The 16,690-nt window shown below is 38.2% G+C and carries 13 protein-coding genes; 6 read left to right on the top strand and 7 right to left on the bottom strand.

Annotated features, from left to right (window positions below; all coding sequences use genetic code 11):
• Positions 1 to 115 precede the first annotated feature (115 nt).
• Positions 116 to 1,582: a dipeptide/tripeptide permease DtpA gene (gene dtpA / locus GWI59_RS08310; RefSeq protein ID WP_006533065.1), complete on the top strand. Its 1,467-nt coding sequence runs from the start codon at positions 116 to 118 to the stop codon at positions 1,580 to 1,582.
• A 134-nt stretch (positions 1,583 to 1,716) separates the two neighbouring features.
• Here the strand turns inward: dtpA and GWI59_RS08305 are convergent, their stop codons facing one another.
• A complete protein-coding gene (locus GWI59_RS08305; protein WP_109847316.1) occupies positions 1,717 to 3,090 on the bottom strand; it encodes an MFS transporter in 1,374 nt (457 codons plus the stop codon).
• Positions 3,091 to 3,858: 768 nt separating this feature from the next.
• Between GWI59_RS08305 and GWI59_RS08300 the strand changes: the two genes are divergently transcribed.
• On the top strand, positions 3,859 to 4,080 hold the full coding sequence (locus GWI59_RS08300) for a hypothetical protein (protein WP_006533060.1): 222 nt from the start codon (positions 3,859 to 3,861) through the stop codon (positions 4,078 to 4,080).
• A gap of 75 nt (positions 4,081 to 4,155) precedes the next feature.
• Here the strand turns inward: GWI59_RS08300 and mgtE are convergent, their stop codons facing one another.
• The 6 genes from mgtE to purM all read right to left on the bottom strand — a co-directional run bounded on the left by mgtE (position 4,156) and on the right by purM (position 11,897).
• Positions 4,156 to 5,619, bottom strand: a complete 1,464-nt coding sequence (mgtE, locus tag GWI59_RS08295; RefSeq protein ID WP_006533059.1) for a magnesium transporter — start codon at positions 5,617 to 5,619, stop codon at positions 4,156 to 4,158.
• 232 nt (positions 5,620 to 5,851) lie between these two features.
• Positions 5,852 to 7,384 (bottom strand): exopolyphosphatase, encoded by a 1,533-nt coding sequence (gene ppx, locus GWI59_RS08290; RefSeq protein WP_072064204.1) that lies wholly within the window; start codon positions 7,382 to 7,384, stop codon positions 5,852 to 5,854.
• A gap of 4 nt (positions 7,385 to 7,388) precedes the next feature.
• On the bottom strand, positions 7,389 to 9,470 hold the full coding sequence (gene ppk1 / locus GWI59_RS08285) for a polyphosphate kinase 1 (protein ID WP_006533055.1): 2,082 nt from the start codon (positions 9,468 to 9,470) through the stop codon (positions 7,389 to 7,391).
• A 46-nt stretch (positions 9,471 to 9,516) separates the two neighbouring features.
• Entirely contained in the window at positions 9,517 to 10,107 is a 591-nt protein-coding gene (gene speG, locus GWI59_RS08280; RefSeq protein WP_006533054.1) for a spermidine N1-acetyltransferase, read from the bottom strand.
• 106 nt (positions 10,108 to 10,213) lie between these two features.
• The gene (gene purN, locus GWI59_RS08275; RefSeq protein WP_006533053.1) at positions 10,214 to 10,843 is read right to left on the bottom strand and encodes a phosphoribosylglycinamide formyltransferase; all 630 of its coding nucleotides are present in this window, start codon (positions 10,841 to 10,843) and stop codon (positions 10,214 to 10,216) included.
• Between the two features lie 13 nt (positions 10,844 to 10,856).
• On the bottom strand, positions 10,857 to 11,897 hold the full coding sequence (purM, locus tag GWI59_RS08270; protein WP_161669419.1) for a phosphoribosylformylglycinamidine cyclo-ligase: 1,041 nt from the start codon (positions 11,895 to 11,897) through the stop codon (positions 10,857 to 10,859).
• A gap of 231 nt (positions 11,898 to 12,128) precedes the next feature.
• Here purM and upp point away from each other — a divergent pair, with 231 nt between their 5' ends.
• The 4 genes from upp (at position 12,129) to hda (ending at position 16,670) form a co-directional block, all read left to right on the top strand.
• Complete coding sequence (upp, locus tag GWI59_RS08265) at positions 12,129 to 12,755, top strand: uracil phosphoribosyltransferase (protein ID WP_006533051.1); 627 nt, start codon at positions 12,129 to 12,131, stop codon at positions 12,753 to 12,755.
• 192 nt (positions 12,756 to 12,947) lie between these two features.
• The gene (uraA, locus tag GWI59_RS08260; protein ID WP_072064200.1) at positions 12,948 to 14,249 is read left to right on the top strand and encodes a uracil permease; all 1,302 of its coding nucleotides are present in this window, start codon (positions 12,948 to 12,950) and stop codon (positions 14,247 to 14,249) included.
• A 285-nt stretch (positions 14,250 to 14,534) separates the two neighbouring features.
• A complete protein-coding gene (locus GWI59_RS08255; protein ID WP_006533049.1) occupies positions 14,535 to 15,740 on the top strand; it encodes a mechanosensitive ion channel family protein in 1,206 nt (401 codons plus the stop codon).
• 222 nt (positions 15,741 to 15,962) lie between these two features.
• Complete coding sequence (hda, locus tag GWI59_RS08250) at positions 15,963 to 16,670, top strand: DnaA inactivator Hda (RefSeq protein WP_006533048.1); 708 nt, start codon at positions 15,963 to 15,965, stop codon at positions 16,668 to 16,670.
• Positions 16,671 to 16,690 lie beyond the last annotated feature (20 nt).

The following is a 16,690-nucleotide window of genomic DNA, read 5'->3' as shown; positions in this document are numbered from 1 at the left end:
CAAAGAATAACAATCCAGTATGAAATTCACCGAGCTTTAACTCTGTCTTGAATAACGAAAATTTTGTAAAAATCAGCCTAACTATAAAGGCGTATAGAATAATTAGAGGTTTTTAGTGTCAACTGCAAACACACCTGACGATGGACAAAAACCGAGCCTGAATGCATTTAAACAGCCTCGTGCGTTTTATCTCATCTTCTCAATCGAATTATGGGAACGTTTCGGCTATTACGGTCTGCAAGGGATCATGGCCGTTTATCTGGTTAAAATGCTGGGCATGGGTGAGGCAGAAGCCATCACTGTTTTTGCTGCATTTACCGCATTAGTTTATGGTTTTGTTGCTATCGGTGGATGGCTGGGTGATAAAATCCTTGGTACAAAAAGGGTTATAATCCTCGGTGCTATCGTTCTGGCAATTGGTTATGCGATGGTGGCCTTCTCAGATCACAATAAAGATGTGATTTATTGGGGACTTGCAACCATTGCTGTAGGTAATGGTTTATTTAAAGCAAATCCATCTTCATTACTCGCGACCTGTTATGAGAAAAACGATCCGCAATTAGACGGTGCATTTACGATGTACTATATGTCTATCAACGTAGGTTCGTTCTTATCTATGTTAGCAACACCATGGTTAGCAGCTAATTATGGTTGGGATGTAGCATTTGCATTAAGTGTTGTAGGTATGCTGATCACTTTAGCAAACTTTATGGTTTGTCGGGGATGGATCAAAGATAAAGGCTCTAGACCTGATTTTGAACCGCTTAATTATTCAAAATTGTTATTAACGCTGGTGGGTATCGTTGCTTTAACGGCAGTATCGACTTGGTTGTTACATAATAATGAAGTGGCAAGTTGGTCTTTAGCTGTGATCTCATTAGGTATCATCCTCATTTTTGCGCGTGAAACCTTCATGATGAAAGGTGTGGCGCGTCGCAAGATGATTGTTGCATTCTTACTGATGGTTGAGGCTGTGGTATTCTTTGTTCTTTACGATCAAATGCCAACATCTTTAAACTTCTTCGCAATTCATAACGTAGAACATTCTCTGTTAGGTTTCAGTGTTCAACCAGAACAATTCCAATCACTTAATCCATTCTGGATCATGTTAGCGAGTCCATTACTAGCCGCAGTGTATAACTTTATGGGCGATAAATTACCTATGCCTTATAAGTTCACTGTTGGAATGTTCTTAAGTGCGACCGCATTCTTAGTGCTACCACTGGGTGCAAGCATGGCAAATGAAGCAGGGATTGTGTCTTCATGGTGGTTAGTAGCAAGCTATGGTTTCCAAAGTATTGGCGAGTTAATGATTTCAGGGCTTGGACTTGCCATGGTTGCACAACTTGTACCACAGCGTTTAATGGGCTTTATTATGGGGGCTTGGTTCTTAACTTCTGCCGCTGCTGCAATTATTGCAGGTAAAGTTGCGAGTTTAATGGCAGTACCAGAAGATGTACAAAGTGCTCACGCTTCATTAGAAATTTACAGCAGTGTATTCTTACAAATCGGTATTGTAACAGGTGTTATCGCAATTCTAATGCTGATCACGGCACCTATGCTAAGTAAAATGACACAATAAGTTGTGCCATTAAAAAGACAAAAAATTTAAGAAAAATAAAGGATGCCATAAGGCGTCCTTTTTTGTTGTATATAGAAAAATACAGCCCCTATCAAGGAGCTGTATTGAGCAGAGAACGTTGATAATAAGTCGTTTTAACTAACAACTTTATCAATTTGTAATGCAACGTCTTTTTCACGGGTAGTTGGCTTTACCGCAGTCCAACCTCTATAGGCTAAAGGTAAAAATGCGACAGCAATTGCTAAGAATGAGACTCCAGCGACATAATAGGCACCTGCCATTGCTGTCTTTTCTAACCATGCACCAGTTAACATTGGGGTTAATCCACCAAACACGGCATAAGCCATATTGTAAGCAAAAGACAAGCCTGAAAAACGAATTGATGGTGGAAATGCTCTTGTACTAACAATTGGTGTTGTTGCAATCGCACCAACAAAAAAGCCCATTAATCCATAATTCAATGCTAACTGAAAACCAGACATTGTTGCATCTAAACTGCCATAGAAATGGAATGCTGTAACAATCAAACCACCCCATGATAATGTCATTGAAACTCGTGTTCCCAATTTGTCGCCAATCCAGCCCCAGAAGATACAACCTAAAGTTAAGGTTAATGTTGCAACACAGTTCGCTTCCAATGAGGTGGTTCTATCAATTTTGTAAATCCCTTCAACAATAACACTAGGTGTCATCAATATGGTGACAACAATGGCTGTTGATAAAGACCATGTTAATGCAGCAGTAATTAAGCACGCCTGTTTATGATTTTTAATAACTGAAACCACGGGCATTTCTTGTGCTAACGCTTTTTTCTCTGCCATCTCTTTAAAGATAGGCGTTTCTTGTAAAAAGCGACGTAAGTAAACAGAGATTAAGCCAAAAATCCCCCCTAAGATAAAGGGAATTCGCCATGCAAAATCATTCACTTCTTGAGCACTATAGCTACGCTGAACGATAATCGCCACGATTGAACCTAATAAAATACCGCCTGTAATGCCTGAGGTTAATGTGCCTACACCTAAGCCATAACGTTGTTTTGGCGTATGCTCTGCGATAAACACCCAAGCACCAGGCATTTCACCACCAATAGCAGCACCTTGCATAATGCGCATTAATAACAACAATAATGGCGCTGCAACACCAATGCTGGCATAAGTGGGTAATAAACCAATAACTAATGTTGGTACCGCCATTAAGAAGATACTTAAGGTAAACATGCGTTTACGGCCAATAATATCGCCGTAGTGTGCCATAATAATGCCACCCAAAGGCCGAGCAAGATAGCCAGCTGCAAAAATACCTAAAGTCTGCATTTGTGCGATAAAGGCGTTATCACCAGGAAAGAACAAGTGGCTCAATGTTTTCGTAAAGAACACGAAGATCACGAAATCATAGAACTCCAACGTTCCTCCTAGTGAGGATAAACCCAACGTTTTATAGTCGTTGCGGTTCAATGGTCTTGCCGTAGGTTGACTCAACGGCTGAGTGGAGTGTGATTGTGATGTCATAATAACAACCTATAATAATTATCGTGATAAGAATAATAAGTAATAAGATCACAATGAGATTCTTTTTAAATAAGCGAATAAATTAGAGTGAAAATAAATAACAAAAAAGTTATTTAAAGGCTACTTATGCGAGAAAGAATAATATTGTGATGATGGTTTAAGTTATAACAGGAAGCTCTTTATAATGTAAATAGATGAAATTAAAACAACATTATTGACTATCATTTTAATTTCTTGTGGTTTTATTTACTTGTGATTTTGCATTTTACTGAAGTTAAATATCATTAAATTAAAATTTATCAATAGATAATAAATTTATTATATTGATTAAAAATAAGTAAGAACTCAGTATTTTTAAATAAAAAAGTTTAATGTTGAATATATTTATTCAACCCTAGTTATATATAAGAATAATAAATTAGGGAATAAGTTAATTTATTATTTTCCATAAATAAAGTTATTATTAGATAATTAAGAAAGCTAACAGTATCAATAATGAAAGATATGATCTGATAGAAAATGAATTATTAGAATATTCTGCTGTATGTTAAATTTTGATTTATTGAAATTTAATTTTACTATATTTGTTTTTATTAAAATTTAAATTCAACAAAGATTATGATGGTGATTTTATTTTTGTTTTTTTATGCATAATGTGGTTTTCATGAATTTCTTCTCTAAATTGAAAATAAAAACAAAAAGAGGCATCAAAAAAACTATTTTTGGTTATAATTACATCAGGACGTCAATTGATATATCGGAGGATTTATGGTCTCTATCTCAATGAGTGCTGTTCTCTTAGCCGCAATTGTTCTGTTCGTATCACTCTCTATCGTCGCATTAGGTGGTGGTTTAGCATTAAAAATTATGCTTAATGACACCGACCCAAATGACAGTTATTTATTAAGTACTTCTGTTAAAAAGACTTTTGTTACTTCATTGGTTATCGCTTTGTTGCTTATCTATTATTACCTCTCAACAACGGTCTAATATCTATTTGATTGACATAAAAAACGCCACTGTATTTTATTATCAGTGGCGTTAGCGTTATAAGGCTTGTTTTATTTAGACTAAGAAGATGGTTGCTAAACCTAAGAAGATAAAGAAACCACCTGTATCGGTAATCGCGGTTATCATAACGCTTGAGCCAATGGCGGGATCTTTACCTAATTTAATCATTGTCATTGGGATCAATACCCCCATCATGGCAGCCATTAAGAGGTTTAATACCATCGCCATTGTCATTACTGCACCCATAGCCATATCGCCATAGAGTAGGAAGGTGACAATTCCCATTATGCCTCCCCACACAATACCATTAATAAGGGCGACACCTAATTCTCTTAAAATTAAGAAAGAGAAACTACCCGTTTGTATTTGATGTAGTGCTAAAGCACGTACAATCATTGTAATAGTCTGATTACCTGTATTTCCCCCAATACCCGCAACAATCGGCATTAATGTAGCGAGAGCGACTAATTGGGAAATCGTATGTTCAAACACACCAATCACACGAGAAGCCACAAAGGCGGTACATAAGTTAATAGCAAGCCATGTCCAACGTGTTTTAACCGCTTGCCCGACTGGTGCAAAGACATCTTCTTCTGGACTCAAACCACCCATACGACGAATATTGGTATCGCTCTCTTCGTGCATGTTATCAACGATATCTTCAACCGTTAATCGACCCATTAGAAGGCCATTACTATCAACAACAGCCGCTGAAATTAAGTCATAACGTTCGAACGCACCCGCTGCATCTTCACCTTTTTCTTCAGGCATAAAGCTAACGGTGTCTGTTTTCATTACATCAGAGACAAGCTTATCAGGAGATTGCGTCAAAACAGTCGTTAATGGAAGTTCACCTAACAGATGGTTTTTATTATCAATAACGAAAATTTTATCCGTTGCTTCAGGAATAGAACCTCGTTGGCGTAGATAGCGCTGTACCGTTTTTAACGTGACATTCCCTCGCACAGTGACGAACTCAAAATCCATCATCTGGCCGACACTGTCTTTGGGATATTGCAGAACTTCTCTTATTCTATTACGCAGGCTTGGTTCTAAATAGGTAAGAAGGCGACGCATTGTATCGCGAGGTAAGTGTTCTGCGATGTACGCTTGCTCATCCACATGTAATGTGGCGACCGATCGTAATAATTCACGGTCAGTCATATCTTTAATTAAGCTGTCCCAAACGGCGACAGAAGCTTCGACTAAAACAGCACCACGTTCATTATTATCAACCAAATGCCACAAAGCTAGACGTTCGTCATAGGGAAGGGCTTCAAGAATATCTGCAATATCTGCCGCGTGTAGATCTTGTAGTAATTCTCTAACAGTGGTGATTTTTTCATGAAGTTCATGGTGGCTCAGCCTATCATTTTCACTCGCTTCACCTAAAACGGTTTCAACAAAAGGCTCATCTTCGAGAAAGATGCTCAAAATTTGCTGACGCAGGTGTGCCACTTTTTGTGAATACGGATTGATGGCAGCCGCAGTATCATTGTTGATAGCTGTTTGAGACATGTTATTCCTTTTTAATTCTTACGAGGGAGATAACCACTGATACTAATTATTCCATTTTAGGATGATTATCGGTCTTCTCCGTATAAAATATATGAATCTTGAACAATATTGCGTTGGTGATGTTCATATTATGGTCACAAATCAAACCTATGTTGTTATGTGATAGTCGTTGTATGATAGATGCAACAAAAGACGCATTGACTAGCGTCTTTTTCTGTATAATATCATATTGTTAAGCAGATTCCTCTTTTATATCCAGTTTCCAACCGGGAACTGACTGCCAATGTTCTTGTTCTTTTTCTAAATCCAATTCCATCAATGTGTTATCGGAAAGATATTTTTTAGGAAAATAAAGTGTCCAATGATTTTCATCTGTAACTAAACGCAAAGAGGCAGGTTTTGTTGTTGATTGTCGTTGATTATTCAGTAAAGTCGCCAGCCTTAGTATTTGTACGAGTGGAAAATACTGTTTCTTTTTATAAAGATTAAATTTAGGCAACTCATCTAACTTGATCCCTTTTCGGTGATAGCGAACGAGGGTTGTTAATAACAGCTGTTGCTCTTGATTAAAACCGGGTAAATCAGTATTTGAAAGAATATAGGCAGAATGGCGATGTAATCCACTTAAATTAATGCTTAATCCTACTTCATGTAACATGACAGCCCAAACTAAAATAGCTTCTAAATCAGGGCGAACCAGTTTAGGATTTTGTTGTGCCCACTGAGCGTAAAGCGATTGCATTGTGTCAAGAACACGTTTTGCTTGTTCTCTATCGATATTATAGTGCTCTGCAAGGCTTTTAGCTGTGCGCTGACGAATATCTTGATGGCGAAATCGGCCTTCCATTTCGTAAAGCACACCTTCACGTAATGCACCATCAGATAGGTGTAAGGCTTTTAATCCTAAAGAATCAAAAATGCCGCATAAAATAGCCAAACCTGGTACAAAAACACGTTTACGTTCATCAGATAAACCCGGCAGGGCAATATCTTTAAATTTCTTAAATCGTAAAACTTGTTTAGTGAGCATAAGTAGGCGTTCAGGTGTGATAACACCGTCTTTTTCACCAAACTCAACTAAGATCTCATGGGCTGCTTTAATTGTTCCTGATGCCCCTAAAGCCACATCCCAGCCAGTCATTTTATATTGCCATGCAATTTTTTCCATTTTACGCGCTGCTTTTTCTCGCGCTTTACGAAAAGCGGATTCGCTAATTTTCTGCTCTGGGAAAAATTGACGACTAAAACTGACGCAACCCATGCGTTGGCTTTCGATTAAAATGGGCTCAAAATTTTCACCAATAACGAGTTCTGTTGAACCACCACCGATATCGATAACGAGTTTCCGACCTTTTTCTGATTGAGTGTGTTCAACACCCATAAAAATAAGTCGTGCTTCTTCATGGCCTGAAATAATTTCAATAGGATAAGGAATAACGTCTTTGGCTCGTTGAAGAAAGACTTTAACATTAGTGGCGACACGCAAAGTATGTGTTCCTACGACGGTGACATTTTCTGCGGGGAAGCCCTGTAACCTTTCAGCGAAAAGAGAAAGAGCAGAAAGCCCACGTAACATAGCTTCTTCGCTTAATTCGTTATTATCATCAAGCCCATCAGCAAGATAAACTCGCTGCTTTAAACGACTTAATACTTGCAATGCACCATTAACAACACGTGCAATTATCATATGAAAACTATTAGAACCGAGGTCAATAGCCGCAATTTCTAAAGGACGTGGTGAAGTGTCATCTTGTGATAAAGGCATAAAATTACGCTCGTGAATCTGGTTGTTCTAACAATTTAATGTACTCATAGACAGCAAGCTGGGAACGGATTTTACGTTTATTTCCACGAGGAACATAGCTATTTGTTAAATCTTTATCGATATAACGTGCTTTTACTGTGTCATTAAATTGAATATCCAGTATATCTAGAACGCGCTGTTTGAGTTGAGGATCAAGCAAAGCCACTGCAACTTCAATACGGTAGTCAAGGTTTCTTGTCATCCAATCTGCAGAAGAGAGAAAGATCTTTTCATCGCCTTTATTAGTGAACACATAAACACGGTCGTGTTCTAAAAAGCGGTCAACAATACTGGTGACCTGAATATTTTCACTAAATCCTGGTTGATTAGGGACTAAAGAACACATTCCACGGACTAATAATCGTATTTTTACGCCGGCTTCTGATGCGTCATAAAGGCGATTAACTAACTCTTCGTCAACTAAATTATTCACTTTTAATGTGATCCCTGCAGGATGTCCGGCTTGAGCACTGTGAATTTCATTTGTGATTAATTGATTTAAAAGAATACGTGAATTTTGTGGTGAAACCATCAAATGTTCAAAAGTCACAGGGCGATAAGGGTTTTCAATAAAGTTAAAGACGCGGCGGACTTCATTGGTAATTTCAGTGTTAGCGGTTAATAGTGAATAGTCAGTATAAAGACGGGCTGTTTTTTCGTTAAAGTTCCCCGTACCAATATGGGCATAGCGAATGATTTCACCATCTTCTAAGCGAGAAATAATAAATAATTTCGCATGAATTTTTAAACCCGGAGCAGAGAAAATAACATGTACACCTGCTTCTGTTAGGCGTTTTGCCCAGTGGATATTCGCTGCTTCATCAAAACGTGCTTGTAACTCAACAACGACCGTGACACGTTTGCCGTTATGCGCAGCGTGGATCATCGAATCAATGATCCGAGAATCTTTAGCAACACGGTAAATATTGATTTTTATTGAGATAACACTTGGGTCAAAAGAAGCTTGGCGCAACAATTCCAGCACATGTTCAAAAGTATGATAAGGATAATAGAGCAAGACATCGCGTTCACGTATGGCATCAAAACCATTACGGAAGTTATCAAACCAAATATGGCGTAAGCGAGGGATCGGCTTATTTAATAGAAATTTACTTCCTTCATTTGGGAAGTTAATAAAATCTTTAAAATTATGATAACGACCACCAGCAATGACGGAGTCATTATTCGATAAACCTAACTTACTGCGCAGCAATGCCACCATTTCATCAGGCATATCACGCTGATAAACAAAACGGACAGGCTCTGCTGTAAGGCGTTGCTTTAATGTCGATGACATCATTTCAAGTAAGCTTGATTCCATTTCTGTCGCAAGATCGTACTCTGCATCTCGTGTCATTTTCATGGAATAAGCACTTAATGACTCATAATCAAAAAAGCCTTTAAACACTTCATCAAGACAGTAGCGTAAAATATTATCCAATAAAATCATGGACTTTTTCTTACTACGCCCTTGGTCTGTTGGCAGAATAACAAAACGAGGGACTTTATCTGATGGAATTTCTAGCAGAGCATAATGAATAGTTTGCCCTTGCACAATTTCAACTGCTAAATAGGTATAGTCATCTTTAAGAAATTCAACCAAATTGGTTTCAGGATTAATTAAAATAGGGGTGATGTGTTTTCTTAAATTTTGACGGAAATATTGGCGTAACCAAATTTGTTGATTAGGTGAGATTTGGCGTTCATTAATTAAAAAGATTTGATTTCGCGCCATTTCAAGTAACAAATCATTGTATAAAGCATCAAACTCTTGGTCAGCTTTAGCCACTTTTGACTGAATTTTTTTGATAAGATGGCGAGCATGGCTTGATGCAGAGCGTGAGCCACGCTCTTCATTAATTAAAATACGGCGTTTAACATCAGCAAAACGGACTTTATAGAACTCATCAAGATTATTTGAATAGATCCCCAGAAACCTGACTCTTTCAATTAACGGGTTTCGTTTATCAGCCGCCTCTTGTAATACACGTTCGTTAAACGCAAGCCAACTGATCTCTTTATCAATATAGAGTCGTTCCTGGGACATCTGAACTCCAACTAGGGTTAAAGTTAAATCTTAATATCTGAATAAATCAGACATGTTGCTTTATAGTCGCACCCGGTTTAACAAAATTTTCGGGTTTTGCCTCTTTGGCTTTTTTTTCAAAATAAGGTGCTTGGAAAGTACACATTCTAATCGCAGAACGGTAGGCACCGTTAACAAAAAACTCATCTATTAAATCACCTTCCTTTTTAAAGCCAAGCTTTTCATAAATATGAATCGCTTTAGCATTCTCTTTATCGACGATTAAATAGAGCTTGTATAAATTAAGTACAGAAAAAGCATAATCCATTGCCAGCTTCGCTGCTCGTGCAGCATATCCATGGCCTTGATGCGCAGGGGCGATGATAATTTGAAACTCAGCACGACGGTGAACATAATCAATTTCAACCAGCTCGACAAGTCCAATTTTAGTGCCGTCATTTTCGGCAATAAAACGGCGTTCACTTTGGTCGTGAATATGTTTTTCATAAAGGTCGCTTAACTCGATAAAAGCCTCATAAGGCTCTTCAAACCAATAGCGCATAACGCTAGCGTTATTATCAAGTTGGTGAACAAAAGAGAGATCTTCTCGTTCGAGAGGACGTAATTTTATAGGTGGAACTTTCTTACCACCGGACATAAGCACCTCGGTGAATGCATTGAATAAAAAGAGAAAAGGATGACACAAAAAAAGTCACGCGGGCTACAGTGTAGCACAATGTGACTTTTTATCTTAAATGAAATAGTTACCCAAGGTTGTCGAAAAGCGCAATGTCATCGAGAAAAGCTTGATTATTCTGCATTTTTAATCGCTCATCAGCTAACCATCCGATCGCCAATGGATAGATACGGTACTCTTCTGCTTGTATTCTTGTTTGTAAGGATTGTTCAGTATCGTCAGCTAAAACAGGAATGCGCGCTTGAATAATCATAGGACCACCATCAAGTTCTTCTGTAACAAAATGGACGGTAACGCCATGAAAAGAGTCTTTATTCGCTAAAACTTGGCGATGGGTATGTAATCCGGGGTATTTAGGAAGCAAAGAAGGATGAATATTTAATAATTTATGCTGATAATGAGTCACAAAATCAGGCGATAAAATGCGCATAAAACCGGCTAAAACCACAATGTCGGGTTGGTAAGCATCGATTTTTTCAATTAATGCTTTATCGTAATCAGCTCTGTCATTATATAGAGTTGGATCAACAAAATAAGCTGGAATATCAGCAAGTTTTGCCCGTTCAAGACCATATGCATCAGCTTTATTACTTAAGACAGCAACCACATTACCTGTGATTTTATTTGCCCTACAGGCGTCAATAATCGCCTGTAGGTTGCTGCCGTTTCCAGAGATAAGGACGACAATATTTTTCATTCACATGTTTTCATTAGTTAATAATAACTTGTGCTTCACCCGCAGCTTGTGGCGCGATTTTGCCAATTAACCATGCGTTTTCACCACACTCAGCAAGATGGGCTAATGTTTTTTCAACATCATTTGGGTTAACGGCAATTAACAATCCAACACCACAGTTAAAGGTGCGATACATTTCATGTGTGCTGACTTGTCCAGCATCTTGTAACCATTTGAAAACCAACGGCCATTCCCAGCTTTTACTGTCAATACGCGCTTGTGTGTTTTCAGGTAATACACGAGGAATATTTTCCCAGAATCCACCGCCAGTGATATGCGCTACCGCGTGAATATCAACATTTTTAATGAGCGACAGTAAGGATTTTACATAGATACGAGTAGGAGCTAGCAAATGGTCAGCCAATGATTTGTCACCTAGTGATGTGCTATCTGCTTGCGTATTGCTGACTTCAAGAATTTTTCTGACTAATGAATAACCATTAGAATGAGGACCACTGGATGCTAAAGCAATGAGTGCATCACCAGCTTTAACTTTACTGCCATCAATAATTTCTGATTTTTCAACCACGCCAACACAAAAGCCTGCGATATCATAATCATTGCCATGATACATACCGGGCATTTCTGCTGTTTCGCCACCTACTAATGCACAACCAGATTGCTTACAACCTTCTGCAATACCTGTTACGACACGAGCTGCGGTATCGACATCCAATTTTCCTGTGGCATAGTAGTCAAGGAAGAAAAGGGGTTCTGCACCTTGAACAATTAAATCGTTGACACACATTGCGACTAAATCAATCCCGATGTCATCATGGCGATTTAAATCCATCGCAAGGCGAAGTTTAGTTCCTACGCCATCTGTGCCTGAAACTAAAATAGGTTCGCGGTATTTAGAAGGAATTGCACAAAGTGCGCCAAAACCACCTAAACCCCCCATAACTTCAGGACGGCGGGTTTCTTTTACTACACCTTTGATACGATCGACTAAAGCATTACCTGCATCAATATCGACACCGGCATCTTTATAGCTGAGAGAGGATTTGTTAGTCACGTAGAGCCCTCACGGCAAGTTGCTGTTAAGAAAAAATGTGTGCGGACGCTATTCTAACAGGCAAAGCAAACGTTTGCGAGGATCTTCTTTATAGGTCACAATTATTCATGTTGGTGTGGTTAAAAGCTGTGCGCTTGATCAATATCAATAGAAAAACGATGGAATGTTGGCAAAAAAGCGGTATAATCTCGCGATTTTTTTGTCAGGCTGCGTCGTACATTAGGAGAAATTATGAAGATCGTTGAGGTAAAACACCCACTCATTCAACATAAATTGGGGCTGATGCGAGATCATGATATAAGCACTAAACGCTTTCGTGAACTGGCTTCAGAAGTTTCCAGTCTACTGACGTATGAAGCTACCGCCGATTTAGAAACAGAGACGGTAACAATAGAAGGTTGGTGTGGTCCGGTAGAGATAGAACAGATTAAAGGAAAAAAAATCACAGTAGTTCCTATCCTCCGTGCAGGTATCGGGATGATGGATGGAGTATTAGAAAATATTCCTAGTGCCCGAATCAGTGTAGTTGGCGTTTACCGCGATGAAGAAACATTAAAACCTGTCCCTTACTTCCAGAAATTAGCATCCAATATTGAAGAACGTATGGCTCTTGTTGTTGATCCTATGTTAGCAACAGGCGGCTCTATGATTGCCACAATTGATTTATTAAAAAATGCGGGCTGTACTTCAATTAAAGTATTAGTACTAGTTGCTGCTCCAGAAGGTATTAAGGCATTAGAAGAAGCTCATCCAGATGTGGAATTATATACTGCATCTATTGATAGCCATCTTAATGAGCACGGGTACATCGTTCCAGGTCTTGGCGATGCTGGTGATAAGATATTTGGTACAAAATAATAATTAAGCCGACTTTGATAGTCGGCTTTTTTTTGGATCACTTATTTATTATTAAACTCTAAATATTTTAAGGTGTTGTTAGATGACTAGTGTGAGAGGGCTTAGTCAGCAACTTGGCGACTTAAAATAAGACGAGTATGAAGTTAAAAATACAAACCAATTTCACATTCATATTAAAGAGAGGTCGTAAGCATGACTCGTCGTGCAATCGGGGTAGAAGAGCGCCCACCATTATTACAAACAATCCCGTTGAGCCTTCAACATCTGTTTGCAATGTTTGGCGCCACCGTACTTGTGCCAATTTTATTTAAAGTTAATCCGGCAACAATCTTATTATTTAACGGGATCGGAACCCTGCTTTATCTCTTTATTTGTAAAGGACGCATTCCTGCTTATTTAGGTTCAAGCTTTGCATTTATCTCACCGGTGCTTTTGCTATTACCATTAGGGTATGAATTAGCACTTGGAGGATTTATCGTCTGTGGCGTGTTATTTTGTCTTGTGGCAGGTATTGTAAAAATAGCAGGGCGAGGTTGGATTAATGTGATGTTCCCGCCTGCAGCAATGGGCGCAATCGTTGCCGTCATCGGGCTTGAATTAGCAGGAACCGCAGCAGGAATGGCAGGATTATTACCCAGTGCGGATGCACCAGTTGATAGTCAAACATTGCTTATCTCTATGGTCACTTTAGGTGTGACTATTTTAGGTTCAGTGATGTTTAGAGGATTTCTTGCTATTATTCCTATTCTTATTGGGGTATTAGCAGGTTATGCTCTTTCTTTCTTCTTGGGCGTTGTTGATATTACGCCAATTAAAGAAGCTAACTGGTTTGCACTACCAACATTCTATTCACCACGTTTTGAATGGAGTGCTATCTTTATTATTCTACCCGCCGCGTTAGTTGTTATTGCTGAGCACGTTGGACACCTTGTTGTTACCGCAAATATTGTGCAACGCGATTTAATGAAAAATCCGGGCTTACATCGTTCTATGTTCGCAAACGGTTTCTCTACCATTATTTCGGGTTTCTTTGGTTCAACACCAAATACGACTTATGGTGAAAATATTGGTGTTATGGCTATCACTAAGGTTTACAGTTCATGGGTTATTGGTGGTGCAGCAATTCTCGCTATCTTATTATCTTGTGTTGGTAAACTGGCTGCGGCTATAGCTGCTGTGCCTGTTCCAGTTATGGGCGGAGTTTCATTACTGCTTTACGGTGTCATTGGTGCATCAGGTATTCGTGTCTTATTAGATTCAAAAGTGGATTATAATAAACCGCAAAACTTGATATTAACGGCTATTATTCTGATTGTCGGTGTGAGTGGTGCTTCCATTCAAATTGGTGCGGCTGAATTAAAAGGCATGGCATTAGCAACCATCGTGGGTATTGTTTTAAGTTTGATTTTTAAACTCGTCAGCATTATTCGTCCCGAAACAGAATTAGCGGATAACACCATTGAGTCGGTTAGTGGTACAGCAAATAAAAAGTAATCGATTAAGAAAATCTAAAGCAATATACTGAAATTAATAAAAAGGTGGATGATCTCCGCCTTTTTTTATTGTGTTTTATTCTTGTGTCATATTAAAAACTAAGATTTTTGATATTTTAAGCGTTTAAGACTTAGAAAAGCATGAATAATTCACTCATGATGTTTATTTAAATAAAATAAATGAGACAATGGTAGTCTGTTCTTATGCGAAATAGGCATCTTATCTGCGATTTAAGTGATATTCGTTTTAAGGTTGAGGTATCTCAATAAAGGTATAACGTAATTTATGAAAAACCTGATTGAAATTTATGATTTCATTACATCAAAGCAGATTTTTACCACAATATTTTTAGTTATTGTGTTGTTAGTGGTATGGTTTCTCGCCAAAATGATTTTCCGCCGAATCGCAAAGCGTTTACTTTTTTTATTTACTGAGCTTTCAGATGAAGAAACCATAGAAGATATCGCTAAAAAGAGTGCATCTATTGTTGCTGTTACACTCGTTCTCTATATTAATCAGCTACTACCGTCTTTTTCAACGGAAATGAATATTATCTTTGAGACGGTTGCTCGTGCCTTTATTATCATCAATATCGCCTCATTACTTAATAACGCCCTTGATATCTTCAATATTAGGCATGCTAAAAAAGCGTGGCATCGGAATAATTCCATCAAAGGCTATATTGAGATTGCCAAAATTGTGGTCTGGATTATCTCTTTTATCTTGATCATTGCGTTATTTACTGAACAGTCACCACTTATTATTATCTCAAGCTTTGGTGCTATTGCTGCGGTGTTAATGTTTGTTTTTCAGCATACACTTATCTCTTTTGTTGCCAATATTCTTATTTCTAATGGAAAAGTATTAAAGCTTTATGATTGGATTGAATTGCCGAGTAGTAATATCAGCGGTGAGGTTATTGATATTGCATTGCATACGATTACTGTACGCAATTGGGATAATACAATTTCCCGTATTCCAACCAAAGACTTTTTGACTGAAAAATATACTAATTGGCAACCGATGTTTTCATCAGGAGGGCGTCGGATTAAACGTAGTTTTTATATTGACCAATCTTCGATTTCATTTGCAACGCAAGAATTAGTATTAGAATTAAAAAATACCGCTCCGCTTCGTAATAGCATAGAAACAATGCTTGAAGGAAAAGAAGAAGAGATTGGTGATATTAATGAGTGGTTAGAAACAAAAGGCGTGACTAACTTACAATTATTTCGCAAGTACATGCTAAATTGGATAAAAATGCGTGGCGATGTTCGACCTGATATGTATTTGGTGATCAGAACAATGCCACCGACCCCAATGGGATTACCAGTAGAGTTATATTGCTTTACTCGTGCAACCACTTGGGTTGAATATGAAGAAACTCAATCTGAAATTTTTGAGTATATAAACGCATCAGCCAAATATTTTAAACTCGACATTTATCAGCAACCTTCCGGTAATGATGTTGCGAAATTAAACTTCAGATAACCAAGTGAAACTTATTAACATGGAATATTTATTGATTTTGCTCTAAATAATTTAAGGGGTCGCTAAGTAACAATTCAATAAGGGGCTTGGAGTATATAAAATAGACTTATTATGGTGATCTTGCTGTTATCTTAACCAGTATCATGTGCTTTTTTAATATTGATTCTGACCTTGTGAGAATTTGTGTTAGAATCACCATGTTTATTACACTATTCAGGTGAGGTGCTTCTGAATACGCCGTCACAGCTATCATTACCACTATCTCTGCCCGATGATGAGACATTCGATAGCTTTTATGCAGGGGAAAACGCGTCGTTAGTCGCGGCAATTCGAACCGCCATTCATCAATCTCATGGCAGTTATATCTATTTCTGGTCTCGTGACGGAGGTGGAAAGAGTCATCTATTACATGCCGCTTGTGCAGAGCTCTCCTTAAAAGGTGATGCAGTGGGGTATGTTCCTCTTGATAAACGCGCCTATTTTGTTCCCGATGTTCTTGAAGGTATGGAACATTTATCCTTAGTTTGTATCGATAATGTTCAATGTATTGCGGGTGATGAAGAGTGGGAACTCGCCTTATTTAATCTTTATAACCGAGTGTTAGAGCATGGGCGAACCTGTTTATTAATTACAGGGGATAGACCGCCTCGCCAAATAGAACTACAACTTCCTGATTTAGCATCTCGCCTTGATTGGGGACAAATCTACCGTTTGCAGCCTTTAAGTGACGAAGAAAAAATTCAAGCGTTGCAATTAAGAGCAAAACTTCGTGGGTTTGAACTACCTGAAGATGTTGGACGTTTTGTATTAAAACGTTTAGATAGAAAAATGCGTACCTTATTTGAAATGCTCGATGAACTTGATCATGCTTCTATTGTTGCTCAGCGTAAACTGACCATCCCATTTGTGAAAGATATACTCAAACTTTAAATGGCCTCACTCATCTTATT

Source organism: Proteus sp. G2673, assembly GCF_009915125.1.
Lineage (GTDB): Bacteria > Pseudomonadota > Gammaproteobacteria > Enterobacterales > Enterobacteriaceae > Proteus > Proteus penneri.
Note: the sequence above shows the minus strand (reverse complement) of the source record. Positions and strands in the feature narration are given on the sequence as shown.